The sequence below is a fragment of the Pseudomonas sp. Xaverov 259 genome, assembly GCF_019352915.1.
Taxonomy (GTDB): Bacteria; Pseudomonadota; Gammaproteobacteria; order Pseudomonadales; family Pseudomonadaceae; genus Aquipseudomonas.
Genome location: NZ_JAAAFV010000018.1, coordinates 371,268 through 397,875, shown reverse-complemented (window position 1 = coordinate 397,875; position 26,608 = coordinate 371,268). Strand labels below are relative to the sequence as shown.

22 protein-coding genes are annotated in these 26,608 nt (G+C 60.8%); 14 read left to right on the top strand and 8 right to left on the bottom strand.

The window, feature by feature from the left end:
* Positions 1-87: 87 nt before the first annotated feature.
* The 10 genes from urtB (at position 88) to ureC (ending at position 8,835) form a co-directional block, all read left to right on the top strand.
* A complete protein-coding gene (gene urtB, locus K0H48_RS04790; protein ID WP_219266595.1) occupies positions 88-1,590 on the top strand; it encodes an urea ABC transporter permease subunit UrtB in 1,503 nt (500 codons plus the stop codon).
* On the top strand, positions 1,590-2,657 hold the full coding sequence (gene urtC, locus K0H48_RS04785; protein WP_138450633.1) for an urea ABC transporter permease subunit UrtC: 1,068 nt from the start codon (positions 1,590-1,592) through the stop codon (positions 2,655-2,657). Before urtB ends, urtC begins: the two co-directional genes overlap by 1 nt.
* Entirely contained in the window at positions 2,654-3,487 is an 834-nt protein-coding gene (gene urtD, locus K0H48_RS04780) for an urea ABC transporter ATP-binding protein UrtD (protein ID WP_178112708.1), read from the top strand. Before urtC ends, urtD begins: the two co-directional genes overlap by 4 nt.
* 135 nt (positions 3,488-3,622) lie before the next feature.
* Positions 3,623-4,321 (top strand): urea ABC transporter ATP-binding subunit UrtE, encoded by a 699-nt coding sequence (gene urtE / locus K0H48_RS04775; protein ID WP_219266593.1) that lies wholly within the window; start codon positions 3,623-3,625, stop codon positions 4,319-4,321.
* A 31-nt stretch (positions 4,322-4,352) separates the two neighbouring features.
* Complete coding sequence (locus K0H48_RS04770; RefSeq protein ID WP_219266591.1) at positions 4,353-5,192, top strand: urease accessory protein UreD; 840 nt, start codon at positions 4,353-4,355, stop codon at positions 5,190-5,192.
* A 148-nt stretch (positions 5,193-5,340) separates the two neighbouring features.
* The gene (gene ureA / locus K0H48_RS04765; protein ID WP_003217383.1) at positions 5,341-5,643 is read left to right on the top strand and encodes an urease subunit gamma; all 303 of its coding nucleotides are present in this window, start codon (positions 5,341-5,343) and stop codon (positions 5,641-5,643) included.
* A gap of 9 nt (positions 5,644-5,652) precedes the next feature.
* Positions 5,653-6,165 carry a GNAT family N-acetyltransferase gene (locus K0H48_RS04760; protein WP_219266590.1) on the top strand — a complete coding sequence of 171 codons (513 nt, stop codon included), beginning with the start codon at positions 5,653-5,655 and terminating at the stop codon, positions 6,163-6,165.
* Positions 6,166-6,170: 5 nt separating this feature from the next.
* Entirely contained in the window at positions 6,171-6,704 is a 534-nt protein-coding gene (locus K0H48_RS04755; RefSeq protein WP_219266588.1) for a GNAT family N-acetyltransferase, read from the top strand.
* Positions 6,701-7,009, top strand: coding sequence for an urease subunit beta (locus K0H48_RS04750; RefSeq protein ID WP_099487950.1), 309 nt, complete (start codon positions 6,701-6,703; stop codon positions 7,007-7,009). Before K0H48_RS04755 ends, K0H48_RS04750 begins: the two co-directional genes overlap by 4 nt.
* Before the next feature lie 125 nt (positions 7,010-7,134).
* Complete coding sequence (gene ureC / locus K0H48_RS04745; RefSeq protein WP_219266587.1) at positions 7,135-8,835, top strand: urease subunit alpha; 1,701 nt, start codon at positions 7,135-7,137, stop codon at positions 8,833-8,835.
* On the opposite strand, the gene K0H48_RS04740 is transcribed toward ureC, so the two are convergent.
* Positions 8,832-14,840, bottom strand: a complete 6,009-nt coding sequence (locus K0H48_RS04740; RefSeq protein WP_219266585.1) for a DUF6543 domain-containing protein — start codon at positions 14,838-14,840, stop codon at positions 8,832-8,834. The genes ureC and K0H48_RS04740 overlap by 4 nt on opposite strands.
* Positions 14,841-14,943: 103 nt before the next feature.
* The gene (locus K0H48_RS04735) at positions 14,944-15,882 is read right to left on the bottom strand and encodes a DnaJ C-terminal domain-containing protein (protein ID WP_219266584.1); all 939 of its coding nucleotides are present in this window, start codon (positions 15,880-15,882) and stop codon (positions 14,944-14,946) included.
* A gap of 238 nt (positions 15,883-16,120) precedes the next feature.
* Here K0H48_RS04735 and K0H48_RS04730 point away from each other — a divergent pair, with 238 nt between their 5' ends.
* The gene (locus K0H48_RS04730) at positions 16,121-17,395 is read left to right on the top strand and encodes an Hsp70 family protein (protein WP_219266582.1); all 1,275 of its coding nucleotides are present in this window, start codon (positions 16,121-16,123) and stop codon (positions 17,393-17,395) included.
* A gap of 123 nt (positions 17,396-17,518) precedes the next feature.
* Here K0H48_RS04730 and K0H48_RS04725 read toward each other — a convergent pair whose 3' ends face one another.
* The 3 genes from K0H48_RS04725 to K0H48_RS04715 form a co-directional block, all read right to left on the bottom strand.
* Positions 17,519-18,532 (bottom strand): AI-2E family transporter, encoded by a 1,014-nt coding sequence (locus tag K0H48_RS04725; RefSeq protein ID WP_056860493.1) that lies wholly within the window; start codon positions 18,530-18,532, stop codon positions 17,519-17,521.
* Positions 18,533-18,723: 191 nt separating this feature from the next.
* Positions 18,724-19,026 (bottom strand): PsiF family protein, encoded by a 303-nt coding sequence (locus K0H48_RS04720; RefSeq protein WP_065930644.1) that lies wholly within the window; start codon positions 19,024-19,026, stop codon positions 18,724-18,726.
* 72 nt (positions 19,027-19,098) lie between these two features.
* Positions 19,099-19,887, bottom strand: coding sequence for a helix-turn-helix transcriptional regulator (locus K0H48_RS04715; RefSeq protein WP_219266580.1), 789 nt, complete (start codon positions 19,885-19,887; stop codon positions 19,099-19,101).
* Between the two features lie 97 nt (positions 19,888-19,984).
* On the opposite strand from K0H48_RS04715, the gene K0H48_RS04710 reads away from it, so the two are divergent.
* Complete coding sequence (locus K0H48_RS04710) at positions 19,985-20,884, top strand: DMT family transporter (RefSeq protein ID WP_219266579.1); 900 nt, start codon at positions 19,985-19,987, stop codon at positions 20,882-20,884.
* 13 nt (positions 20,885-20,897) lie between these two features.
* Here the strand turns inward: K0H48_RS04710 and K0H48_RS04705 are convergent, their stop codons facing one another.
* Together K0H48_RS04705 and K0H48_RS04700 are read right to left on the bottom strand one after the other, a co-directional pair.
* Entirely contained in the window at positions 20,898-21,788 is an 891-nt protein-coding gene (locus K0H48_RS04705; protein WP_219266578.1) for a triacylglycerol lipase, read from the bottom strand.
* A gap of 74 nt (positions 21,789-21,862) precedes the next feature.
* Positions 21,863-22,504, bottom strand: coding sequence for an FMN-dependent NADH-azoreductase (locus K0H48_RS04700; RefSeq protein ID WP_219266577.1), 642 nt, complete (start codon positions 22,502-22,504; stop codon positions 21,863-21,865).
* Between the two features lie 137 nt (positions 22,505-22,641).
* Between K0H48_RS04700 and K0H48_RS04695 the strand changes: the two genes are divergently transcribed.
* Positions 22,642-23,538, top strand: coding sequence for a LysR substrate-binding domain-containing protein (locus K0H48_RS04695; protein ID WP_219266575.1), 897 nt, complete (start codon positions 22,642-22,644; stop codon positions 23,536-23,538).
* Between the two features lie 98 nt (positions 23,539-23,636).
* Positions 23,637-24,167: a bacterioferritin gene (locus K0H48_RS04690; RefSeq protein ID WP_017136789.1), complete on the top strand. Its 531-nt coding sequence runs from the start codon at positions 23,637-23,639 to the stop codon at positions 24,165-24,167.
* Between the two features lie 366 nt (positions 24,168-24,533).
* Here K0H48_RS04690 and K0H48_RS04685 read toward each other — a convergent pair whose 3' ends face one another.
* Positions 24,534-26,600, bottom strand: a complete 2,067-nt coding sequence (locus K0H48_RS04685; RefSeq protein WP_219266573.1) for an AsmA family protein — start codon at positions 26,598-26,600, stop codon at positions 24,534-24,536.
* Positions 26,601-26,608: the final 8 nt, after the last annotated feature.

Here is a 26,608-nt window from a genome sequence, read left to right as displayed (position 1 = left end):
CGTGACGCTCTGCGTCACAACGCGGACGCAAAGCGTCCAAGGCGGCATTCCCACGCAGAGCGTGGGAACGATCTATAGGAAACCTTTATGCCCACTGCCCTTTACCGCCTCATCCTCGCCGCACTGCTGTGGCTGCCCTTCGCCGCACACGCCAGCGACGCCGAAGACTTCATCAACGCCAACCCGATGCAACAAGCCAAGCTGCTCCAGGACTGGGCCGCCCAGCCTGACCCGGCGCGCATCGAGTTGGTGGACGCGCTGCAACAAGGCCAACTTAGCGTCAACGGCGAAACCAGAACCGTGCGCCTGAACAACCGCCTGCGCGGCCTGATCGACAACGTGCAAGCCAGCCAGCAACTGCTCGCCGCCGACCCCAAGGTGCGCCTCGCTGCTGCGCAAACCCTGCAGAAAAGCGCACAGCCTGCGCAGCTCAAATTCCTCGACCAGCAAGTGGCCGCCGAGACCAACGAGGCCGTGCACACCGCGCTGAGCCTGGCCCTGGCCAACCTGCAACTGGTCGACCCCGACCCGGTCATTCGTCTCGCCGCCGTACGCCTGTTGGGCGGCACCGGCGACCCGCTGGCGCGCACACGCCTTGAGGCACTGCTGGCGCCCGGTGTCGAAACCGATGCCGCCGTGCACACCGCCGCCGAGACCAGCCTGGCCCAGGTCAAACGCAAATTGATGTTTGGCGAGATTCTCGGCCAGGCCTTCAGCGGCATGTCGTTGGGTTCGATCCTGCTGCTCGCGGCCCTTGGCCTGGCGATTACCTTCGGCCTGCTCGGCGTGATCAACATGGCCCACGGCGAGATGCTGATGCTCGGCGCCTACTCGACCTACGTGGTGCAACTGATGATGCAGCGCTACGTGCCGGCCGCCATCGAGTTCTATCCGCTGATTGCGCTGCCGGTGGCGTTCTTTGTGACTGCCGCGATTGGCATGGCACTGGAACGCACGGTGATTCGCCACCTCTACGGGCGGCCGCTGGAAACTCTGCTGGCCACCTGGGGCATCAGCCTGATGCTGATCCAGCTGGTGCGCCTGGTGTTCGGTGCGCAGAACGTCGAAGTCGCTAACCCCGAATGGTTGTCCGGCGGCATTCAAGTGCTGCCCAACCTGGTGCTGCCGTACAACCGCATCGTGATCATCGCCTTCGCGCTGTGCGTGGTGGTGCTGACCTGGCTGTTGCTGAACAAGACGCGCCTGGGCCTCAACGTGCGCGCCGTCACCCAGAACCGCAACATGGCCGCGTGCTGCGGCGTGCCCACCGGGCGTGTGGACATGCTCGCCTTTGGCCTCGGTTCCGGTATCGCAGGGTTGGGTGGTGTGGCGCTGAGCCAGATCGGCAACGTCGGCCCGGACCTGGGCCAGAGCTACATCATCGACTCGTTCCTTGTGGTCGTGCTCGGCGGCGTCGGCCAGTTGGCCGGTAGCGTGATGGCCGCCTTCGGTCTGGGCATCGCCAACAAGATTCTTGAACCGCAGATCGGCGCCGTACTCGGCAAGATCCTGATCCTCGCGCTGATCATTCTGTTTATCCAGAAACGCCCGCAAGGACTCTTTGCACTGAAAGGACGGGTGATCGACTGATGAACCAGCCATTGATGCTTACCGCCGCGCAAAAGGCCGGCCCCAAGATCACGATAGCGGTGGGTACGGTGATTTTGGTCCTGCTGCTGGCGCTGCCTTTGTGCTCGCTGCTGTCGCCGGCAAATCCGTTTTACGTCTCGGCCTACACCCTGACGCTGGTGGGCAAGATCCTCTGCTACGCCATCGTCGCCCTCGCGCTGGATCTGGTGTGGGGCTATGCGGGGATGTTGTCCCTCGGCCACGGTTTGTTCTTTGCCCTCGGCGGTTATGCGATGGGCATGTACCTGATGCGCCAGGCGTCCGGCGATGAGTTACCGGCGTTCATGACCTTTTTGTCGTGGACCGAATTGCCGTGGTATTGGGTCGGCACCGAGCACTTCCTCTGGGCCATGTGCCTGGTGGTATTGGCACCCGGTTTATTGGCGTTGGTGTTCGGGTTCTTCGCCTTTCGTTCGCGGATCAAGGGCGTGTATTTCTCGATCATGACCCAGGCGTTGACCTTTGCCGGGATGCTGCTGTTTTTCCGCAACGAAACCGGGTTTGGCGGCAATAACGGCTTCACAAACTTTCGCAGCATTCTGGGCTTTGGCATCACCGAGCCGGGCACCCGGGCGGTGCTGTTTGTGGCCACCGTACTGTTGCTGGTCGCCAGTTTGTACACCGGCTGGCGCCTGGCGCAGAGCAAGTTCGGCCGCGTGCTCACGGCGTTGCGTGACGCCGAGAACCGCCTGATGTTCTGCGGCTACGACCCGCGTGGCTTCAAGCTGTTTGTATGGGTGTTGAGTGCGGTGCTGTGTGGTTTGGCCGGCGCGTTGTATGTACCGCAAGTGGGCATCATCAATCCCAGCGAAATGTCGCCGACCAACTCCATCGAAGCCGCCGTGTGGGTGGCCCTGGGCGGGCGTGGCACCCTGATCGGCCCGTTGCTCGGCGCCGGTGTGGTCAATGGCATGAAGAGCTGGTTCACCGTGGCCTTCCCGGAATACTGGCTGTTCTTCCTCGGGGCGCTGTTCATCATCGTCACGCTGTACCTGCCCAAGGGCATCATCGGCCTGCTGAAGAAATGAGGAACGTCATGCTGGAACCTATTTTCGATGCGGGCAGCGGCCGCGATGCCATCGGTATCGGCCAGGCCGCCGGCAAGGGCCTGAACACCCGCCACGGCACCATCCTGACCCTGGAAGACATCAGCGTCAGCTTCGATGGTTTCAAGGCACTCAATGACTTGAACCTGTACATCGGCGTCGGCGAACTGCGCTGCATCATCGGACCCAACGGCGCGGGTAAAACCACGCTGATGGACGTGATCACCGGCAAGACCCGACCCAGCCATGGCAAGGCCTGGTTCGGTGAAACCCTGGACTTGACCAGCATGAGTGAAGTGCAGATCGCCCAGGCCGGCATTGGCCGCAAGTTCCAGAAACCCACGGTATTCGAAGCCCTGAGCGTGTTCGAAAACCTGGAGCTGGCGCAAAAGACTGACAAGTCGGTATGGGCCAGCCTGCGCGCACGCTTGAGCGGTGAGCAGAAAGACCGCATCGAGGAAGTGCTCGATACCATCCGCCTGACCGCCTCGGCACAGCGCCCGGCGGGGTTGTTGTCCCACGGGCAGAAGCAGTTCCTGGAAATCGGCATGCTGCTGATGCAAGACCCGCAACTGTTGCTGCTGGACGAACCCGTGGCGGGCATGACCGACGCCGAAACCGAGTTCACCGCCGAGCTGTTCAAGCGCCTGGCGGGCAAGCATTCGCTGATGGTGGTGGAACACGACATGGGGTTTGTCGGCGCGATTGCCGACCACGTGACCGTGTTGCACCAGGGCAGCGTGCTGGCCGAAGGGTCGCTTGCGCAGGTGCAGGAAAACGAGCGCGTTATTGAGGTTTATCTCGGTCGCTGACGCTTTATCTGATCGTTCCCACGCTCCGCGTGGGAATGCTGCACTGGACGCTCTGCGTCCGCTGTGTGACGCGGAGCGTCACGGGATGCATTCCCACGCAGAGCGTGGGAACGATCAATTGAGGAGGTTTTGAACATGCTGCAAGTCGACAAGCTGCACCAGTACTACGGTGGTAGCCACATCCTGCGCGGGCCCTCATTTGACGTGAAGATCGGCGAAGTCACCTGCCTGCTCGGCCGTAACGGCGTGGGCAAGACCACCTTGCTCAAATGCCTGATGGGTTTGCTGCCGGCCAAAGACGGCGCGGTGAATTGGGAAGGCAAGGCCATCACCGGGTTCAAACCGCACCAGCGCGTACACGCGGGCATCGCCTACGTGCCCCAGGGCCGGGAGATTTTCGGGCGGCTGACAGTGGAAGAAAACCTGTTGATGGGGCTCTCGCGCTTCCCAGGCTCCGAAGCCAAGGAAGTCCCGGCGTTTATCTATGAACTGTTCCCCGTATTGCTGCAGATGAAACATCGGCGCGGTGGCGACCTGTCCGGCGGTCAACAGCAGCAGTTGGCAATTGGCCGCGCATTGGCCAGCCGCCCGCGCCTGTTGATTCTCGACGAGCCCACCGAGGGCATCCAGCCGTCAGTCATCAAGGAGATCGGTGCAGTGATCAAAAAGCTCGCGGCGCGCGGCGATATGGCGATCCTTTTGGTGGAGCAGTTCTACGACTTCGCCGCCGAACTGGCCGACCAGTACCTGGTGATGTCTCGTGGTGAAATCGTGCAGCAGGGCCGAGGTGAAAATATGGAAAGCGAGGGTGTGCGCGGGCTGGTTACGATTTAATCTGTTGTGTCCTGACGATAAGTAAAAAAACATGAACCTGCCCGTTACCCCTGCCCTGTTCACCCCCAGCTGGCATGCCGAGCTGGAACTCGGCTACGCGCGCTTCGGCGACACCACGCGCCCGGTAATGCGCCGCCACCTCGGCCCGCTGCGGGTGCAAAAGCACTTGTACGCCGAAGGCCCCGAGGTGTGCCAGCACATCATCGTCCACCCGCCAGGCGGGATAGCCGGCGGGGACCGCCTGGACATCAGTGCACACGTGGGTGCAGGCGCATGGGCGCAACTGACCAGCCCCGGTGCGGCCAAGTGGTATCGCGCCAGCGGCCCGGCCTATCAAACACTCGACCTCACCGTGGAAGCTGGTGCGACCCTGGAATGGCTGCCCCAGGAAACCATCGTGTTCAGCGCTGCCCAGGCCGAACTCAGCACGCGCATCGACCTGCAAGGCGATGCCCGGCTGTTCTACTGGGACGTGATCGCCCTTGGCCGCCCGGCCAGTGGTGAACGTTTTGACCTGGGCCACTTTCAATCGCAGCTGGATATTCGCCGCGACGGCCAGTTGCTCTGGCATGAGCGCCAGCGCATTGTAGGCGCCGACGGTTTGCTCGACTCGCCCATCGGGCTGGACGGGCAGCCGGTGTTTGCGACGTTGCTGCTGACCGGCGATATAGACCCTCAATTATTGGAAACCTGCCGCGCCCTGCCCCACGCGGTGCGCGGCGACCTGACCCAACTGCCCGGCTTGCTGGTCGCCCGCTGCCTGGCCAGTGAGGCGCTGCTGGCGCGGGGTTGGTTGATTGATTTATGGCGGCTGTTGCGTCCGGCAGTGCTGGGGCGAGAAGCCGTCGCACCACGAATCTGGAGCACATGAAGATCAACAGGTGGGAGCGGGCTTGCTCGCGAATGCGGCGTGTCAGTCGGCGCATCTTTAACTGATCTACCGCTTTCGCGAGCAAGCCCGCTCCCACATTTTGACCTCTGATGTAGTTAAGAATGCTTTCTATGAGAGACCTTGAACCATGGATTTGACCCCACGGGAAAAAGACAAACTGCTGATCTTCACGGCCGGCCTGGTGGCCGAGCGCCGCTTGGCGCGTGGCGTGAAGCTTAACTATCCGGAAACCATCGCCTATATCTCCGCCGCGCTGATGGAAGGTGCCCGCGATGGCCGCACCGTGGCCGAGCTGATGCACTTCGGCACGACCCTGCTCACCCGTGAGCAAGTGATGGAAGGCATCCCGGAAATGATCCCGGACATCCAGGTGGAAGCCACCTTCCCCGATGGCACCAAGCTGGTGACTGTCCACCAGCCAATCGCGTGAGGCCCGGCCATGATTCGTGATGCTACCGAGCAAGACCTGCCGGCGATCCGCGACATCTACAACGATGCGGTGCTCAACACCACGGCAATCTGGAACGAGCAACCGGTGGACCTGGCCAACCGCCAAGCCTGGTTCGCGGCACGCCAGGCACAGCAGTATCCGATTCTGGTGGCGGTGGAAAACGATGAAGTCACCGGCTACGCCTCGTTCGGCGACTGGCGCCCGTTCGAAGGTTTTCGCTACAGCGTTGAGCACTCGGTGTACGTGCGTAATGACCAACGCGGCAAAGGCCTCGGCCCGCGCCTGATGCAAGCTTTGATCGAGCGCGCCAAAACCTGTGGCAAGCATGTGATGGTCGCGGCCATCGAAAGCGGCAACCTGGCATCTATCCGCCTGCACGAGCGCCTGGGGTTCATCACTACAGGGCACATGCCGCAAGTGGGCATCAAGTTCGGCCGCTGGCTGGACCTGACCTTTATGCAACTGACATTGAACCCGGGCGCCGAACCGCCCAAGGAGTGAGATCGATGAGCGCTACGCAACTGCGTCGAGTCAATGCTGAAAGTTTTGCCCATTACCGCCTGGGTTTGATTGAGCTGTTGCTGGACGCGGTGAAGCACGGCGCTTCAGTCGGTTTTATGGCCGACTTCGATGAAGCCCAGGCCCGCACCTATTTGAGCGGCGTGCAGGCGAGTATCGAAGAAGGCAGCCTGCTGCTGTGGGTGGTGGTACGCGACGAACAAGTCATCGCCAGCGTGCAACTGGCGCTCTGCCTGAAAACCAACGGCCTGAACCGCGCCGAAGTGCAAAAGCTGCTGGTACACAGCAGCGCCCGCCGCCATGGCCTGGGCCAACAGTTGATGAACACCCTGGAACTCGCCGCGCGCCAGCACAAGCGCGGCCTGCTGTACCTGGACACCGAGGCCGGTTCCGGCGCCGAAGCCTTCTACCAGTCGCTGCGCTACACCAAAATCGGTGAACTGCCCAACTACTGCCAAAGCCCGGACGGGCGCTACACCCCGACCGCCATCTACTTCAAGACCCTGGGGCAACCTGCATGATTCCTGGTGAATATCAGATCCAGCCTGGCGACATCGAACTCAATGTCGGCCGGCGCACCGTCACCCTCAGCGTGGCCAACAGCGGCGACCGCCCGATCCAGGTGGGCTCGCATTACCATTTTTTCGAGACCAATGACGCGCTGACCTTTGATCGCGCCGCCAGCCGTGGCATGCGGTTGAATATTCCGGCGGGCACGGCGGTGCGGTTTGAGCCGGGGCAGAGCCGCGACATCGAGTTGGTGGATTTGAGCGGCGGGCGGCGGGTGTTCGGGTTTGCCGGACGGATCATGGGCGACCTCGACTGATCGTTCCCACACTCCGCGTGGTAACGCCGCCTGGGACGCTCCGCGTCCCGCCCTTAAAGTCGTGACGCAGAGCGTCACCGGATGCAGTCCCACGCAGAGCGTGGGAACGATCAAGGAATACGCACATGAAGATTTCCAGACAAGCCTACGCCGACATGTACGGCCCCACCGTCGGTGACAAGGTCCGCCTGGCCGACACCGACCTGTTCGTCGAAGTCGAACAGGACTTCACCGTCTACGGCGAAGAAGTCAAATTCGGCGGCGGCAAAGTCATCCGCGACGGCCAGGGTCAAAGCCAGTTGCTCGCCCATGAAGTGGTCGACACCTTGATCACCAACGCGCTGATCATTGACCACTGGGGCATCGTCAAAGCCGACGTTGGCCTGAAAAACGGCCGCATTCATGCGATCGGCAAGGCCGGCAACCCGGATATCCAGCCCGGCGTAACCATGGCCATCGGCGCCAGCACCGAGGTGATTGCCGGTGAAGGCATGATCCTCACTGCTGGCGGCATCGACAGCCACGTGCACTTCATTTGCCCGCAGCAGATCGAAGAAGCGCTGACCAGCGGCGTCACCACCATGATCGGCGGCGGCACCGGCCCGGCCACCGGCACCAACGCCACCACCTGCACCTCCGGCCCGTGGCACCTGGCGCGCATGCTGCAAGCCAGCGATTCGTTCCCGATGAACATCGGTTTTACCGGCAAAGGCAATGCCAGCTTGCCGGAACCCTTGATCGAGCAGGTCAAGGCCGGGGCCATCGGTTTGAAGCTGCACGAAGACTGGGGCACCACGCCCGCCAGCATCGACAACTGCCTGAGCGTTGCGGACGAGTACGACGTGCAGGTCGCGATTCACAGCGACACCCTTAACGAATCCGGCTTCGTCGAAACCACCCTGGCCGCGCTCAAGGGTCGCACCATCCACACCTACCACACTGAAGGTGCCGGTGGCGGCCACGCGCCGGACATCATCAAGGCCTGCGGCTTCGCCAACGTGCTGCCCAGTTCCACCAACCCGACGCGGCCGTTCACGCGCAACACCATCGATGAGCACCTGGACATGTTGATGGTCTGCCATCACCTGGACCCGAGCATCGCCGAAGATGTGGCCTTCGCCGAAAGCCGCATCCGCCGCGAGACCATTGCCGCCGAAGACATCCTGCACGACCTCGGCGCGTTTTCGATGATCAGCTCCGACAGCCAGGCCATGGGCCGTGTCGGCGAAGTGATCACGCGCACCTGGCAGACCGCTGACAAAATGAAAAAGCAGCGCGGCCCTTTGCCCGGCGACGGCCCGGGCAATGACAACTTCCGCGCCAAGCGCTATATCGCCAAGTACACCATCAACCCGGCGATCACCCACGGCGTCAGCCACATCGTCGGCTCGATTGAAGTGGGCAAGTGGGCCGACCTGGTGTTGTGGCGTCCGGCGTTCTTCGGCATCAAACCGACCTTGATCCTCAAGGGCGGCGCGATTGCCTCAAGCCTGATGGGTGACGCCAACGCCTCAATTCCCACACCGCAGCCGGTGCACTACCGCCCGATGTTCGCCAGCTTCGGCAGCTCGCTGCACGCCACCAGCCTGACCTTTATCAGCCAGGCCGCCCAGGACGCCGGCTTGCCCGAGGCCCTGGGGTTGAAGAAGCAGATTGCCGTGGTCAAGGGCTGCCGCGATGTGCAGAAAAGCGACCTGATCCACAACGACTACCTGCCGGATATCGAGGTTGACCCGCAGACTTATCAGGTCAAGGCCGACGGCCAGTTGTTGTGGTGCGAACCGGCCGATGTGCTGCCCATGGCCCAGCGCTACTTTTTGTTTTAGGTAACGACCTCAGCCACGTCCAGCGGATGCTCAAGCAACGCCTGACGGGTCAGTGTCTCGATCAGCGCGGCTTCTCTAATCTGCAATTGCGCCTGCAATTCGCTGGCCCTCTGCGTGTAAAGAGCCTCGGTGATCGCTTTGGATTCAAACCTGCTGCGCAAGTCCTCCAACTGATCGTGAAACGGGTTGCGCAGTTCGTCAAATTGCACGGGGTATTTGCCTTTCAGGTAATCCTGCCAAAAGTCCCTGGACAGCAGCGCTTGAAACTCTTGCGCAGAATTATCCAGGGCCTTGATCGTGTCATAGGCGATATCGAGCATTGATGAGGTCACGTCGCCCAAGTTGGTATGCACGACCTTCTGCGGCTGCCCCGGTAGCTGGAGCCGATCCTTGAGGCCGTAACGGTACGCCAGTCGGATCTCAACCTCTTCGGCCAGGCGTTGGGTATGGGGCAACTTGTCGTCCGCCGACACGTTGGGGTCATTGACGATGGCTTCGCTGCGCTGGATATCCGCCGACGCGATCTTGTCCACTTCGTGCAGGCGGAACAAGCCCCTGGATAACCTTGCCAATTGTAGGCCCTGGGTCTGATCCGTGGCTTGCAAACGAGCCTTGTAGGCCAGCGTGCGCACTTCCAGGTTACTGAAGGAGAAAGCCGCAAGGTCACAACACCCTGGCTCGCCGGCCAGGTCGAGGAGTTCCGTGCGCAGGGTTTCCGATTCGGCGGTGTCCTGGGTGATGCTTTCGATCACGTCCCAGACGCGGCGCTGCATGTCGGCGTGGTCGGTGACAGTCGGTTCCAGACGCTCAAGGATGTCAAAAAACGGGGCGGCCCTCGGAATGCGCTCCAATGCCCCCCATAGAAGCCGTTTGCTACTCGCGTCTTGCGGGGACATGCCTTGGGCCCAACGCAGAAATGGATCCTGCGCGCCAGCTGTGGGGGCCACACGGTTAGGGGCAATATCAGCCGTCAACCGGAGCATGTTCGGAAGACCCTCAGACATCAGCCCAGCCTCCTCAAGGCGCCGGCTGTGTTCGCGGACTTGTTGCCGGGTTTGCTCGGTCAAAGGGTTCTCGCCGATATCCGTCACACGAGTCACGCGCTCCGTCTGCGCCAATTGCTCATCCGACGGTGCAATGACTGAGTCCGGGATAGTGGTAATACTGTTTTGGCTCAGATCTACCCATAGCAGGTTCGTTCGTTCAACCAACCCCGCAGGCCAGGTATCAATCCCTGTATTTTTCATCTGCAAGGTACGCAAATCCGTCATTTGGCTGAAATCCGGCGTCAGGCCGAGGGGGTTATCATTGAGCATCAAGTCACTGAGTGTCGCTCGCGAGGACAGTAAGGCAGCCGACTCGGCAGTCAATCGGATTCGGTTGTTTTGCAGCGACAAACGGGCCAACTCGTTCATATTCCCCACGGCTGGCGGCAACTCGAACAAATGGTTATCCGACATGTCCAGCCAGCGCACACCTTGGCAGTGCGCCAGGAAACCTTCTGGTGACGTACGCAGGTTCAGGCGGTTCAGTTTCAGTGACGTCGGGCGAATGAAATTCGCGCCAAGGTCGGGCAGGCTCGACAGGCGCAACCCACTGAGGTCCAGTTCGACGTCGATGAGTGTGGCGTCGTTGCTCAAAACGAGGGGATTACCCGCCCTCCAGCAGCTCATGATGCGTTGCCTGGCGCGATCACGATCGTTGAATTCCAGCAGACGCTCATTTCGCCCGACGCGCTCGTTACTCTGACGCTCGCTGGAGAGGTTCCAGGCTTTTAACTGACGCTTGAACGCTTTGAATTCCTGCTCACGCTGGGCCAACTCTGCATCGGCGCGCTCGCCCAGCGCCCAAATCATCTTCCGAGAAGTTTGCACGCTGTTGTCGGGATAGAGTTCCTGCATGACCCTGAGCCTTGGATTACCACTGTCAAAGGCGCCATCAAGGGCGCCTTGCAAAAGTTCGGACCGCGTGCGCGTCAAGGTCTCCCAGTAGCGATCGAACTGCTGCCAATAGTCGGCAGGAAACTTATTGTGCTCAAGCATGACGACGTTGTTTGTCCGAACGATCGCTTCAAGCTGCTCAGGCGGTGGTGTCAAATGCTGTGGTGGAACCTCCTGCAGGCGGTTTTCGGACAAATCGACACGTCTCAATCCAGTCAGTGCGGTTAATCCCGAGGGCCACTGCTCAATCTGCGTGTTACTGAGGTTCAACTCCACCAGATTTGGCATACCGCTGACATCGGGGGCAGCACCCAGCGGGTTGCTGCGCAGATCAAGCGTGACAAGGGCGCTGAGGTTGCTCAGCATACGGCTGGTTGGTGGAGTCAACTCAAGATTATTACCGGTCAGGTTCAACGAAGTCAGGTAGCGCATTTCACCGATAGCACTGGGTAACTCGGTAAGCCGGCAACCGATCAGGGCCAAATGCTTGACGTGGGTGAACGATGTAAGGAAAGCATCAGTCTTGCCGGTCCAGCCGCTACCGTAGATCTCAAGCCCCTCAACATGGCTGAAGTCGACGCTTAGCAGTGGTAGTTCCAGATCGCCCCTCATCATCAGCTTCAGGGGGCCTTCACTCATAAGCCGCCAGTGACTCTTGATCTCGCGCGCGATATCGGACGCACCGGGAAAATCGGCATCCCAACCATCAGCACGCGGCGGCCCACTGGCGTAAACCCAGGCATCCAACTCCCTCGTAAACGTTTTGAACTCAGCCTTCCAGTGTTTCAACCCACCCTCGACGTCGTCGCCCAAAGTGCGGACAAACGCATTGACTGCCTCCTCGTCCATCAAAGGGAACAGATCGGTGACCTTCTCGTGTATTAAATCGACATCGCTATCGACATCACTGGCCGCCTGTCGGCTGGACCCGCCGCCGCCACCGAGTAATCTCAGCGTCGAATCAATCGTCGGTTTGCGCACCGGATGCTCCAGCAACACCGTGCGCAGCGGCTCACGAGGCAAAGGCGATTGCTGGATCGCTGTCTTCAACTGCTGTGCATCGGTGAACCCGAGGCTCTGGCGTTCGGCGGTGGACAACAGGTCCCAGGTTGCCCCAAAGAAGTCCCTGGGCATGGGCGCCTCGAACAAACCATTGTCCTTGAGCACCAGGGCCTTGGTGGTGGTTGAATCCGGGGAACCGATAGCATCCAGCAACGTGCCTTGGGCCGAGTAGTGACGCAACTCCACCCGCGTTCCACGCTGCCATCCAGGCAAGGTTTCCAAAGTGCGCAAGGCGAGGCGCTGGCTGTCGATGCTTGCCAGAGTGTCCAGGTGCAGGCCTTCATAGGCACGCGATACCCGGGTTTCCTGCTCAAGCCACCTCGCCTGTTCAATACGTTCCTCGGGCAGAAACCCGGTATCCCGAAAGGTCTGCAACTGCTCAGCCCTCAGCCTTCTGAGCAACTCAGTGGCCATCGACGCCGGCAGCCTGGGGTAAGTCGCCATGACCAGGCGCACATCAGGATCGTTCGTGGCATTCAAGGCTTGGTAGCGCTCTTCGACCAGCGAGCCCTTAAAGGTATCGACGACATTGGCGATGTGTTCACGCAGCTTGCCGGCCCGCACCGCCAGCGACTCTTCGGCACTGCCAGGGATTTCCCTGAGCGCGGGGTCCACGCCTTGCAAGCTGTACAGCACCTGATTGAGCAACTCACCGCCCGCCAACTGGCTTTCACTGACCTCCACTACGCGCCTGGAGGCGTCCCCGAAGGTCTCCTCCCACAGCACCCTGCTGTTGCTGCCACTGACCCTGACCCGTAGCGGCGCATCAGGCAACATCCCTCGTCGACGCATGATTTGCAGTTGCAGCACGGGGTCGCTCTGGGCATAGACAGCCGGGTCGCTACTTTTCATTTGCTCGACAAACGTCGTCAGGTCCTGATGAGCCTTGAAGTGCTGGATCGTGTCCTCCAACAACAAGGGCACCGGGTCATGCACAACAAAAGTCTGGCGCAAGACGTCTTCCTCGACACCGCTGGCCATACGGGCTTGTTCCAGCGTTTGGGCGTCAAGCCCACGCTGTTCCAGCCCCAGGCGCCTCATCAGGGTCGGCTTGTCCCAGGTCAGCGGCTGCTCGAACTCATGGTTCCAGACGCCAGCATGGTTATGTTCAAGCAGCGGCTCATACGCACCAGGGCGGTTGGGGTGCTGGATGCGATACTGGCCGGTGACGGAGTCCTGCCCGACCCGGTAGTGGTCACCCTCATGGGGCAAAATCAACTGGCCGTCGTGCGAGTAAAGGCCCAAAGCGTCTGGCTTGGCACCTGCGGCCAGTTCGACAGGCACCTTATAGGGGGCAAGGTCAGGCTTCCACAGGCGAGTCTTGCCACCGGGCAACGTGACGGCTTTGAGCCGTTCAATGAACGGTGACACTGTGAAGTGGAACGCCACCGCCTGCGCCGCCAGCGTGGCCAGGTTTTCTATCACATCAGTGACGTGCGCCCAACCTGCCTCGCGGTCGCCTTCGCTGAGTTCGGTCGCGCCTTCAAAGACCTCGGAAAGCAGCTGGCCAGCCATCACCCCGGCCATCACCAAGCCCAAGGGTGGGACGGCCATCCCCACCAGGTTCAGGCCGAACATGCCGATACTCAGGTAATGGGCGGCGCGCCTGGAACTGGATGCCTTGTCAGCCTCCTCAGTGCTCACGGCCTGGTTTTGGGCATCTTTAAACAGTCGCGTGCGCAGGCTGGCATGGCGATACACCCACAGGTCCGCAGCCCGCCAGAGGCCGGCGATTTCGATGGCCTGAATGTTGAATTCGGGGGCGGTTATCGGAACGCGCACAGACGGTTGCGGCTCCCCCAGCGACGAGCCGGAGGTAAAGGAGGGGGCCGTGAGTAAACGCCCCCATTCCGAGCGCAGCCACTGTGAGCCGAACGGTTGGGGGGGCGCATCCACCGCCAGCTCGGTCAGCCTGCGGTAGTAGTAAGCGCGATCCTTATCGGCGACAAACCGGGCAAAAAACTCCTGGTACTGCGTGGTTTGTACACCCTTCGAACGGTCGGCCCCCTGGCTGGTGCTCGCGGTCAGGCGATCAGTCAATTCGTTGCGAAACTCATTAAACGTTTCATAACGCTTGATGGGATGATCGGGGTGGTCAGGGATGTAGGCGATCACCCAGCACGAATAACGCTGCTTGGCGCAGGGGTCGATGATCAGGCAGTCATGCAGGTGCAGGTTCATCAGGCTCAAGCAGCGGTAACCGACCGCCTGGTTATCGACCATGATGTCCTTTTCACCCGCCGCCACGCGCATCAGCAGTGCGTAATCGGTGGCACCGATATCGCCCTTGAGCAAGGCCAGATACGCCGCCGCCTTGAAGGCATCTTTCTGGTGGCGGATGGAGCGATCCCGGAACTCGGCGCGGGCCCGTACATCATTAGGTCTCAACTGCGCCCTGAGATAAGCCTGGTATTGACGCCCCAAATCAAGGCCACGGCATAGCTGGGCGAACTCATGAATTTTCAGGGTCGTGGCATGCCGTTCAAAGTGCCCAAGCGTATCCGGCGGGGTGATAAATCCCGAGGCACTGTCGAAAAAATCCTTCTTAGCCTCCCGCGCCTCAAAGTTGCCCAGGGCAGCCTTGAGCAAGGAGAACGTCTTGCCCCTGACCCCCCCGGTTTTTCTGCCAAAGGCGTCCTCAACCGGCACATACAGGCGCAACCAGGTTTGATTGACATCCAGTGCATGGCCGGCCGCCTTTAATGCCGCTTCCAGTAACGGCTGGGCGAATGCTTCCAGCGCCTGGACTTTGCTTAGGGATTTCTCCAGTTCATTCAGGGCGTGGCAACGGCTTTCCAGCAGTGTATTGAGCTGATCCTTTTGCGCTTGAGACGTGGTGTCGTACCAAGAGGGAATATTCGCGGGTGTCTGCTTGAGCGCCTGGCGCCGCTCGGGCGAACTGATGACCAGGCAGGACGGGATCGCCTGTTTGATTAGCTCGTAGTGTTTTCCCTGCTCACCGGGCGGGAGCGTGGTGGGGGCAATAACCTGAAGTTCGAGCATAGGATGACAACCTTGTCGTGAGAAAGATTGTCATCCTATGCAGTGAGTTTTTTTGCTGGAGCTAACTATTTAGCAGGCTCGAAAACTCACCGGGTCAGCTGGTTCAGAAGTTCTCACGGGGGTCGAACGCGGCCTTTTCAGCCAGCGCCTGCCACAATGCCTTGACCTCATCGTCTGCCACTTTAGGCATCACGGCCTTGAGCTGGATAAACAGGTCGCCGCGTTGCCCGGCCTTGTTCAGCAAGCCGTGGCCCTTGGCGCGCATGCGTTGGCCGTTCTGGCTGCCGGCCGGCACCTTGAGGTTGATCTTGCCGGTAAGGGTCGGCACCGCAATTTCGGCGCCCAGCGCCAGTTCCCACGGTGCCAGCGGCAGTTTGATGGTCAGGTTTTCATCATCCACCTCAAATTTAGCGTGCGGCGCAAACTTGATGATCAGGTACAGGTCGCCATTGGCACCACCGGCCACACCCGGTGCGCCCTGGCCCTTGAGGCGGATGCGCTCGCCATCGGCCACACCGGCCGGAATCTTCACATTCAGGCTCTTGACGGTATTGCTGACATGCCGGCCAGACGCATCGTATTGCGGCACCTGGAAGCTGATCTGCTTGGACTCGGTGGACAGTGTTTCCTCAAGGGACACCGACAGTTGCATCTCCACATCCTGGCCTTTGCGCCCGGTAGGACGGCGCTGGCCGCCACCAAAGGCATCGCCGCGCGCGCCGAAGATCGAGCTGAAGAAGTCCGAAAAATCGCCCGCGTCCTGGCCACCGCCAAAACCGCCACGGCTCTGCCAGCCCGGCGGGCCCTGGAACGGCTGGCCATGCTGGCCGTATTTACGCAGTTCGTCGTACTCGGCGCGTTTGTCGGCGCTTTTGAGCGCTTCGTAGGCTTCGGACGCGTCTTTGAATTTCTCTTCGGCGTCCTTTTCCTTGCTCACGTCCGGGTGATATTTGCGTGCGAGCTTGCGATAGGCGGCCTTGATTTCCTTGTCATCGGCGCTCGGCTCGACACCCAATATCTTGTAATAGTCTTTGAAATCCATCGGCAGTTCACCATCCTTAATCGAGATCGCACAGCCCGGGGCACAACGTGCGCTGCTTTGCACCTGTTGAGTAATGTGGCCTGGGGGTGCGTCAAAGTGTTATCGGCGCTAGCCGTATGCAACAGATGTGGGGGCAAATACCCAGCTTTCAAGCACGATTTAGCGGATAGTCGGCCTACGCATCTGCGCGTGAGTGACATACACTGCGCGGCCGTTTTTTAACCGGAACCTGGAAGACATGAACAACACATCCCCAGCCCGTGCCTGCGGCATCGACTTCGGCACGTCCAACTCCACCGTCGGCTGGATCCGCCCCGGCGAGGAGACGCTTATCGCGCTGGAGGACGACAAGATCACCCTGCCGTCGGTGGTGTTCTTCAACTTCGAGGAGCGCCGCCCGGTGTACGGTCGCCTGGCGCTGCATGAATACCTGGAAAACTACGAAGGCCGGCTGATGCGCTCGCTCAAGAGCCTGCTGGGTTCCAAGTTGATCAAACACGACACCAGCGTATTGGGCACGGCCATGCCGTTCACCGACCTGCTGGCGCTGTTTATCGGCCAGCTCAAGAGCCGCGCCGAAGCCAACGCCGGCCGCGAGTTCGAAGAAGTGGTGCTGGGCCGCCCGGTGTTCTTCGTCGATGACGACCCGATGGCCGACCAGGAAGCCGAAAACACCCTGGTGGATGTGGCACGCAAGATCGGCTTCAAGGACATCTCGTTCCAGTACGAACCGATTGCGGCGGCGTTCGACTACGAGTCCACCATCGAGAAAGAAGAGCTGGTACTGATCGTCGACATCGGCGGTGGTACTTCAGACTTCTCGCTGGTGCGCCTGTCGCCGGACCGCCGTCACAACGACAACCGCCAGAGCGATATCCTCGCCACCGGCGGTGTACACATCGGCGGCACCGACTTCGACAAACAACTCAGCCTGCAAGGCATGATGCCGCTGTTCGGCTACGGCAGCCGCATGAAAAGCGGCGCCTACATGCCCACCAGCCATCACATGAACCTGGCTACCTGGCACACCATCAACTCGGTGTACTCGCAAAAATCCCAGCTGGCCCTGGGCAGCATGCGCTACGACATCGAAGACACCGGCGGCATCGACCGCCTGTTCAAGCTGATCGAACAGCGCGCCGGGCACTGGCTGGCCATGGAAGTGGAAGAAACCAAGATCCAGCTGACCCACGAAGACAGCCGCCATGTGCTGCTGGACCGAGTTGAGCCGGGGCTGAGCGTAAACCTGACGCGGGCATTGTTCGAGTCGTCCATCGACGCCTTGCTGGAACGTGTGCGCAACAGCGTCACACAATTGCTCAATGATGCTTCGGTGAGTGTGGCGCAAGTGGACACGGTGTTCTTTACCGGCGGTTCAAGCGGCATCCCTGCACTGCGTCACAGCATCTCGGCAATGCTGCCGAATGCGCGGCATGTGGAAGGCAATATCTTTGGCAGTATCGGCAGTGGTCTGGCGATTGAGGCGAGCAAGCGCTACGGCGCAATGGAGTAGATCGTTCCCACGCTCCGCGTGGGAATGCATCCTGTGACGCTCCGCGTCACGACTTCAACAGCGGACGCAGAGCGTCCAGGGCAGCATTCCCACGCGGAGCGTGGGAACGAGCTAACGGGCGAGTTAAACCATCCCCGCCAGCTTCAACTCACTCTTCAAATACGCATAATAAATCGGCCCCGCCACCACACCTGGCAGACCGAAGGCCGCTTCAAACACCAGCATCGCCAGCAGCAACTCCCAGGATTTGGCACTGATCTGCCCGCCGACGATGCGCGCGTTGAGGAAGTACTCGACCTTGTGGATCACGATCAAATACCCCAACGCCGCCACTGCCACCCAGATCGACAGCGACAGCGCGACGATGGTGATCAGGGTGTTGGAGATCAGGTTGCCGATCACCGGCAGCAAGCCGACCAGGAAGGTCAGCACGATCAGGGTTTTGGTCAGGGGCAGGTGGATACCGCAGAGCGGCAACACGACCGCGAGAAAAATCGCAGTGAAGGCCGTATTGAGCGCGGCAATCTTGATCTGGGCGAAGACGATGTTGCGAAACGCTTGGACCAACAGGTGCAGGCGGTCGAACAGCGCGGCGGCCAGGGGTTTGCGTTTGGTCAGGTCGGGCACACGCTGCAGGGCAATGATGGCGCCGAGCACCATGCCGATCAGCAGGGTGACGAACATGTGGGCGGCGTCTTTGCCAACCAGTTGCAGTTCGCTCAGGTGTTTGCTCAACCAGTCGCCGATGGCCACGCGAAACTCGGCGGCGCTGGCGGGCAAGTAGGCGTCAACGAACGGCGGCAGTTGCCCGCGCGCGCGGTCGACCACGCCCATGAATTTGTCCAGGGAAGCCCCAGGGTTTTCCGCTTCGTGGAGCAGGAAGCTGATGGCGCCGGCAAAGATCAGGGTCAGCACACTGACGATCAAGGTGCCCAGCAAGGCCACCGCCAGCCAACGCGCACGCCGGCCTTCAATCAGTCGCTGCAACTGCGGGGTAAGCATGTTGACCAGTTCATAAACCAACAGGCCGGCCAGCAGGCTCGGCAGCAGCTTGAGCGGCAGGACCAGCAAGAGCCCGCCGAAAATGATGATGCAACTGACCAGCAACAACACGTGACGCTGAGAAAACGTTGGCATACAGCCTCAAAACGAACGGCGTTAAAGGATGGGCAGTCTGCCAGCCTTGAGGGAATCAAGCGAGAGGTCTGAATGGCGAACACCGGCAGTGTGGGAGCGGGCTTGCTCGCGAAAGCAGTGGATCAGTCAGTACATCTAAACTGACACACCGCTTTCGCGAGCAAGCCCGCTCCCACAGGAGATAGGCGCTATCAGTTGCCTTTGAGGCAGGTGCTCATAAAGGTTTTACGCGCATCGCCAGCCAACGCCTTGGTTTTCGCCGTGGCATTGCAGTCTTTCATCTTCTGCTGCTGCGGGGTCAGGGTCTTGGCATCGTTGGCGGCCGGCGCCGACAGGCAGGTCTTCATAAAGGCCTTGCGGTCATCACCTTTGAGCGTCTTGGTGGAAGCTTGTGCATTGCAGGTGGTCATTTTATTTTGCTGGGCTGTGGCAGCGAAGCCTTGGGAACACAGCAGCAGGCCCATCATCAACAACGGAATACGCAGCATCTTCATGGAGTTTTCTCCCTGTTACCGCACCAAAGGGGCACGGCCTACGCAGCAGTGTAGTCAAAACCTGTTACATCTTCAGCGCCCGCGAATATTCGACCGGCGGTACTGCTCCGGGGTGCAGCTGGCGTGACGCTGGAACATGGCGATAAACGCCGAGGCGGTGCTGTAGCCCAAGTCAAACGCCACATGTTGCACACTGCGGTCGCTGTCCAGGGCTTCGATGGCGGCGAGGTAGCGTAGGCGCTGGCGCCATTCGCCGAAGCTCATGCCCAACTCACGCACGAACTGACGGGCCAGGGTGCGCTCACTCACATGCACTTGCTCGGCCCACTGCGCCAACGGGCGATTGTCCCCAGGCTCGGCCTGCATCCCTTCGAGTACGCTGAGCAACCCGGGGTGGCGTGCGTAAGGCAGGAAGCAATCATGCATCGGCGCCTGCCTGAGCTGGTCTACCAACACCTGGGCCAGGCGTGTATCGGCCTCGGTCTGCGGGATATTGACGTCACGCTGGGCAAAGTCGCTGAGGATCGCCTTGAGAATGTCACTGATCGCCAAGGTGCACGGCGCCTGCGGCAGTTGTGCGCAGAGTTCCGGAGCCAGGCCCACTGAGCGATAGACAATCGCCTGGGCGTTGTAGGAACTGTGCTCGGTATTGGGTGGGATCCACACCGCGTACTGCGGTGGCGACATAAAGCGGTTGCCGGCCACTTCCATGCGCATCACGCCATTGGCCGAATAGTCCAACGAACCCCACCCATGCCGGTGCGGCGTGCATTCGGTGTCGGGGGCGAATTCGGAGTAGCGGAAGTACACCGGGCTGGGCAGGCTGCGAAAATCCGCGAGGCGTACAGTGTGTCTGGTCATATTGTCTGGATACAGAGGTCGGTTGTCTGGATCGCAGTATAGGCTTCTATCCAGACAGAGGATAATCCCGGCTCATCAACACACCTGGTTTCTTTCGATGCAATACGCGTATCCCCTGCTGGCCATCTTTATCTGGGCCGGCAACACCGTGGTCAACAAACTGGCCGTGGGCTCGATCTTCCCCGCAGAAATCGGCTTTTACCGCTGGTTGCTGGCGGCGCTGCTGTTTACCCCGTTCATGCTCAAGCCGGTGCTGGCCAACTGGACGCTGATCCGCCCGAACCTGGGCAAGATCTTCATCCTCGGTGTGCTGGGCATGGCGGTGTATCAAAGCCTGGCCTATTACGCCGCGACGCTGACCAGCGCCACCAACATGGGCATCATCCTCTCACTGATGCCGTTGATGTCGCTGACTGCCGCCATCATCAGCCTCGGCCAACGCCTCACCTTAGGCGCGCTGACCGGCGCGGTGCTGTCGTTCGCAGGCGTTGTGGTGGTGGTCTCGGCCGGCAACCTCGGCGCATTGCTGCAACACGGGCTTAACCTGGGTGACGCGATGATGCTGTTCGCCACCCTGGCCTACGCGGTCTACAGCACCCTGCTGAAAAAATGGCAACTGCGCCTGCCGCCGTTGGTATTGCTGTATTTGCAGATCCTGGTGGCGGTGGTGGTGCTGTTTCCGTTGTTTCTGTTCTCGGCCAAGGCCGGCTTGGGCTGGGCGAATATTCCGCTGGTGCTGTACGCGTGCTTGCTGGCGTCGATGCTGGCGCCACTGGCCTGGATGCACTCGGTCAAACACCTGGGGCCAAGCCGCACCACACTGTTTTTCAATTTGCTGCCGCTGATTACCGCCTTGATTGCGGCAGTGGTGCTGAAGGAAGAACTGGCGATGTATCACTTGGTCGGCGGTTTGCTGACCTTGGGCGGGGTGATTTTGTCGGAGCGTTGGACGACGCCGGTGCGCCGCGAGGTCGGGCTTGCCTGCGATGAACGATAACCCGGTCTCCCGGTTAAACCCCGGCCGCCTTCAGCCGCCGGGAATGCTCGACAAACAACCGAATCGGCTCCGCGCCCTTGCCCACCAGCCCCATGGATTGGTTGACGATATCGAAGTGGTCCAGGGCGTAGTCATCGCCGATGACCGTGCCCAGGTGCGAGCTGTAGCGCCCGACCATGCCGTCACACTGGCCCTTCTCGCGCACAAAGCTGCGGGCGAACAACCGGCAACTGCGATTCGTGCCGTCCAGCAGGTTGCGCCCGCGATCGGTCTTGCCTGGCTGCAAGGTGCCGGACCACGAGTAATAACGCACGCCGTTGACCACCTCGGCGCCCTGCCCGCCCCAGGTTTCGGGCAGCCCTTGGGGATACTGGCGGTTAAACAAGGCCACACCGTCACAGGTCAGGGAATGGTGCGAGGCCTCTAGATCGGCCTTGAAGCGCGGGCCGCGATAGCCGGTTTCCAGCAGGCCCATCACCCAGGCAACCAGATGAAACACCGCGCTCATCAGTCGGCCTTTCACACTGGCCGGCGGGTAATGGGCGTGGATATGGTCCGCCAGTTCCGAGCCATGGTTGGGGCCGGCCACCGACGTTACTGACGCCACCCACTCCGGGCGCATGGCGGCGGCATAACGCGCGGTGAGCGCGCCCTGGCTATGGCCGATCAGGTTGACCTTATCGGCGCCGGTCTCGCGGCGGATCTGCTCAATGCGCACCAGCAACTGTTCGCCACGCACCTCACTGGAATCCAGTGGCGCCACCTGAATCGCAAACACCTGCGCCCCACCCGCCTGCAGTGCCGGGACAATGCCGTACCAGTAAGGGAAAAAGCCTACGCGCACAAAACCCAGCATGCCGGGTACCAGCACCAAGGGGTAACGCGTGGTGAGGGAATCGGGCATGGGGCAACATCCAGGTCACAATAGCGATAACGCCATCCTAGCCCAACCGACATGACTGCCCCATGACCGCGCCGTTAGAAATGCCCGGCCAGATCGTGCAACTGGCGCTCGGCCTCTGCACAGGCGCGCAGGAACACGCTTTTGTCCGACTCCTCACCTTCGGCGGCAATCACCTGGATGTCGTCGATCCCGATGTAGCCCAGCACCGTGCGCAGGTGCGGGTCCGCGTGGTTCATCGCCTCGTTCTCGCCACCCGGGCCAAACCCGTTGCCGCCTCGGCTGGTGATGATCAACGCGCGCTTGCCCTTGAGCAACGCCTGGTATTGCGCGTTGCCGTGGCTGTCCAGGGTGATATCGAAGGTGAGGCCCATGCGCACAATCTGATCGATCCAAGCCTTGAGGCCGCTGGGCACACCGAAGTTGTACAGCGGCATGGAGATGACCAGCAGCTCATGTTCGATCAGCTCGCCAACCAGTTGATCGCTGAGTTGCAGATCGGCCTTCATCACCTGCGGCAATGATTGCGGCTCAGGGTAGAAATTGGCTGCCACAAAGGCTTCGCTGACATGGGGAATGGCGGCGCGGCCGACTTCGCGGCGGGTCAGTTGGGCGCCGGGGTTGGCGGCTTGCCAGGCCTGCAGAAACGACTCGGCCAGGCGCCGCGAGTGCGAACGTTCACCACGCGGACTGGCATGTATCACAAGCATTTTTTTCATCTGTTAAACCCTTCACGGAGTAGACTCAGGCAACCTGAATGGTCACCGTTTCTGCCTGCGAATCTAAAGCTGTGGGTGATGACCGACAAATGAGCGATAGTTAATCAAGATGAGATTAATTCATCCATGGAGTTGAAATGTTTTCCTCGCTGCCCCTTACTGCCCTGCGCACGTTTGAATCCGCGTCGCGCCTGCTGAGTTTCAAGGCGGCGGCTGAGGAACTGTCGGTGACCCCCACGGCGGTATCCCATCAGATTCGCTCGCTGGAAACCTGGCTGGGCGTGCCGTTGTTCGAGCGCCTGCCACGCCGGGTGCGCCTGACCGACAGCGGCGAGCGGCTGTTTCGCAGCCTGCATGGTGCCTTGCTGGAGGTGGCACAGAGCCTCGACACCTTGCGCCCGCAACGCAGCACCGGGCACCTCACCGTCTCGACCACGCCCGCCTTTGCAGCGTTATGGCTGGTGCCACGGCTGGGGCGATTCTATGCCGCTCATCCGGACATCAATCTGCGCCTGGACACCCAATGTGAGGTGGTCGACCTGCAGCAGGACGCCAGTGTCGACCTGGTGATTCGCTACAGCCTCGGCGATTACCCGCACCTGTACGGCCAATGTCTGTTTGACGAGTGTTTCGCGGTGTACGGCTCGCCCGAGCAGGTCGCGCGCGCCAGTATCCAGGCGCCGACCTTGATCAGCGTGCGCTGGCACAACTCCGAGCTCTACGCCCTGGGCTGGCAAGCCTGGTGTGACAAAGCGGGTGAAGCCTGGCTTGGCCTGGGTCCGTTGCGCGAATACGACGAGGAACACTACGCGCTGCAGGCGGCAATTGCCGGCCAAGGGTTGGTGTTGGCGAGCAATATCCTGGTGTCCGAAAGCGTCGCCAGTGGCCTGCTGGTGCCCTATCGGCCGCAGGTCAGTGTGGGCGGTGCCGGCTATAGCGCTTTGTGTGTGCCGGGGCGTGAGCGGCATCCGCCGGTGCGGGCGTTTTTCCAGTGGGTGCGGGAGGAAGCCGAGCTATCCGGCCAGGCGGTGTGAAATCCGATAAAACTTTTTGCATCAGCCAAGACTCACAACTTGGAGTGATCACGCCAACAGAGCGTGGCGCAAAACCGGATTAGCACCAGGAGATTGAGATGACCCAAGCAAACTTGACCGACGTTGCCACCCTGCGCAGCCGCGCCCGCCAGCACGTCGAAAACGGCGCCGTGACCGAAGGCTACGACGCCGACCGTGAGGAAATTATCCGCCTGCTCAACGAGTCGCTGGCCACTGAACTGGTCTGCGTGTTGCGCTACAAGCGCCACTACTTCATGGCCAGCGGCCTGAAAGCCAGTGTCGCCGCCGATGAGTTCCTGGAGCACGCCACCCAGGAAGCCGAGCACGCCGACAAACTGGCCGAGCGCATCGTGCAGCTGGGCGGTGAGCCGGAGTTCAACCCCGACCTGCTGTCGAAGAACTCCCACGCTCAATACGTGGCCGGCAACACCTTGAAGGAGATGGTCTACGAAGACCTGGTAGCCGAACGGATCGCGGTGGACAGCTATCGCGAAATCATCCAGTACATCGGTGATAAAGACCCGACTACACGTCGCATCTTTGAAGACATCCTGGCTCAGGAAGAAGAACACGCCGATGACATGGCGGATATTCTGCAGGACCTGTAACCCGCATCACCGCTGAACCCCATGTGGGAGCGGGCTTGCCCGCGATAGCAATCCAACAGTCAGTGCTGGTATCGACTGTTACACCGCTATCGCAGGCAAGCCAGCTCCCACATTTTTTTGCGCCGACTACTGATCGTTCCCACGCTCCGCGTGGGAATGCATCCAGTGACGCTCTGCGTCACACCCCCTTTAGGAGCGGACGCAGAGCGTCCAGAGCGGCATTCCCACGCAGAGCGTGGGAACGATCCTTATCGCAGGCAAGCCAGCTCCCACATTTTTTTGCGCCGACTACTGATCGTTCCCACGCTCCGCGTGGGAATGCATCCAGTGACGCTCTGCGTCACATTCCCTTTAGGAGCGGACGCCTTATTTAACGGTTTTGGGCGCCTTGCCTTCCTTCATCTGTTGCAGCAACGGTGCGCACTGGTTGGGCTCATCGCCGCTTGGTGCGACGAGGGCCAGCAAGCCCGCCGCAGGGCCGGCGATTACGCCCAGCGCGACCATCCCGGCACCCCGCAACATCAACGGCACCGCTTTCACACCCGCATTAGGCTTGATAAACGGGCCATTGACGTACAACGGTGAACGCAGGGAGAACAGGCGGAAGCCTTTTGATTCGGGCGTGATGGTCAAGTCCAACTGCTCAGTCGCCATATTCGCCGTGCCATCGATATAAATGATCGCGTTCTCGGTATCGAATACAAACAGCCGCGTCGTCGCCAGACCGGTCTTGATGCCAAAGTCCGCTGCCGCGCAGTTGATCTTCACTTCTTTGTCGCCAAACAAGCGGCCGACCACGTAGTTGCCCACGTTGAGCCCGGCGATTTCCATCAGGCCGCGGCTGATGGCGCCGTCATTGATCAGCATTTTCAGGTCGCCGTTGGAGGTGCCCAACAAGGCCGCTACGGAGTTGCCGCGCCCGGAAATATCGGCATCACCGTTGAGTTCACCAAAGCTGGTCTTCATCGGCTCGAATGTCGGGAACAGCTGCTTGAGCTTGAAGTTACGCGCCGTCAGCTTGGCGCGACCTTCCATCGGCGTGATACGCCCGTTCAAGCGAATCTGCGCATCCAGCTTGCCACCCGCCACGCCAAAGCGCAGGGGTTGCAGGCTCAGCTCGCCATCGTTGAGAACCAAGTGGGTGTAGAGGTCGGTAAACGGCAGGTCGGCGCTGTGTACGATGCGTTTGCCGGTGAATTCCACATCGGCATCCATATCACGCCAGCGCTCGGTGCGAAATTCTTCCACCGGCAGCACTTTGGTCGCCGGCTGCTTGCTCTCGCCACCACGGGCCTTTTGCTTGGCGTTGGAGTCGGCACCGATCAACGGCGCAAGGTCGGTCATCAGCAGTTGGTTGGACACCAACGTCCCGCTGAGCTTGGGCCGTGGCTGGCTGGCGACGTAGCTGAGGTTGCCGTGGATGTCGCTGTTGCCAATCTTGCCGTTGAAGTTTTCGTAGGTGAATGACGCGCCGCTGGCCTCATGCAGCTTGGCGATCAGGTGGCCATCGGTGGAATAGGCCGGGGAATCGGGCAACGTCACGCCGGTCAGCGGGTAAAGGTTGCCCAGGCTGGTGCCGGACAGTTTCAGCCGCAGGTCCAGGGCGCCAAGGTTCAGCGGGTCAGTCAGGGTGCCGGCCAGCGCCACGCTGGTGTCGGCGATCTTCACCTGCGCTTGCAGCGGGAACGGCTTGGCCGCGTCCTGCAAGGCCAGCAGCCCGCCGATCTTGCCGGTGCCGTCGAGTTTCTGGCCGTGGTACTGACCTTTGACCTTGAGGCCGAATGCATAGTCCTGCGGCGCCGAGCCTTTCTCCAGGGCTTTCTTGGCATCCGCGTCGCCGACGATTTCACCGAAGGGAATCGGCTTGCCGAGCAGGTCGATAATCACATCCAGCTGGGTCTTGAGGGTTTGGTCGTCGAGGGTGACATGGCCCTTGTCGAAGCCGATGGAGCCGATGTCCACCACCCAGCTGGAAGGCTCGGCGTCGGGGTCTTTGGGGTCAAACTTGAAGGTCCAGTTAGCGCGACCGTCAGCCAGGCGCTGCAAGTCGGCACTCGGCTCGGTGAGGTCGATACGCGGGATCACCACACGCTGGGCCAACAATGCTAAAGGCGAAATGCGCAGCTCGACGCGTTTAAGCGTGACCATCTGCGGTTTTTTTGACCAGTCCGGGTTGCCCAGGGTCAGGTCTTCGGCAATCACATGGGGCCACGGCACCCAGGCACGCCAACCGCCTTCATCGGGCTCGCGCGCCCACACCACGGCGAGGTTGCCATTAATGGCAAACGGGCGATGCAGTTCTTCGGAGACCTTGGCATTGAGCGGCGGCTTGATGCGGTTCCAATCAAAAAACACCAGCACCAAGACCACGATAGCGATTAACACAGCGAAGCTGGCGCAGCTCCAAACCACGATTTTACGAGTGCGCGTCATTGCACAGG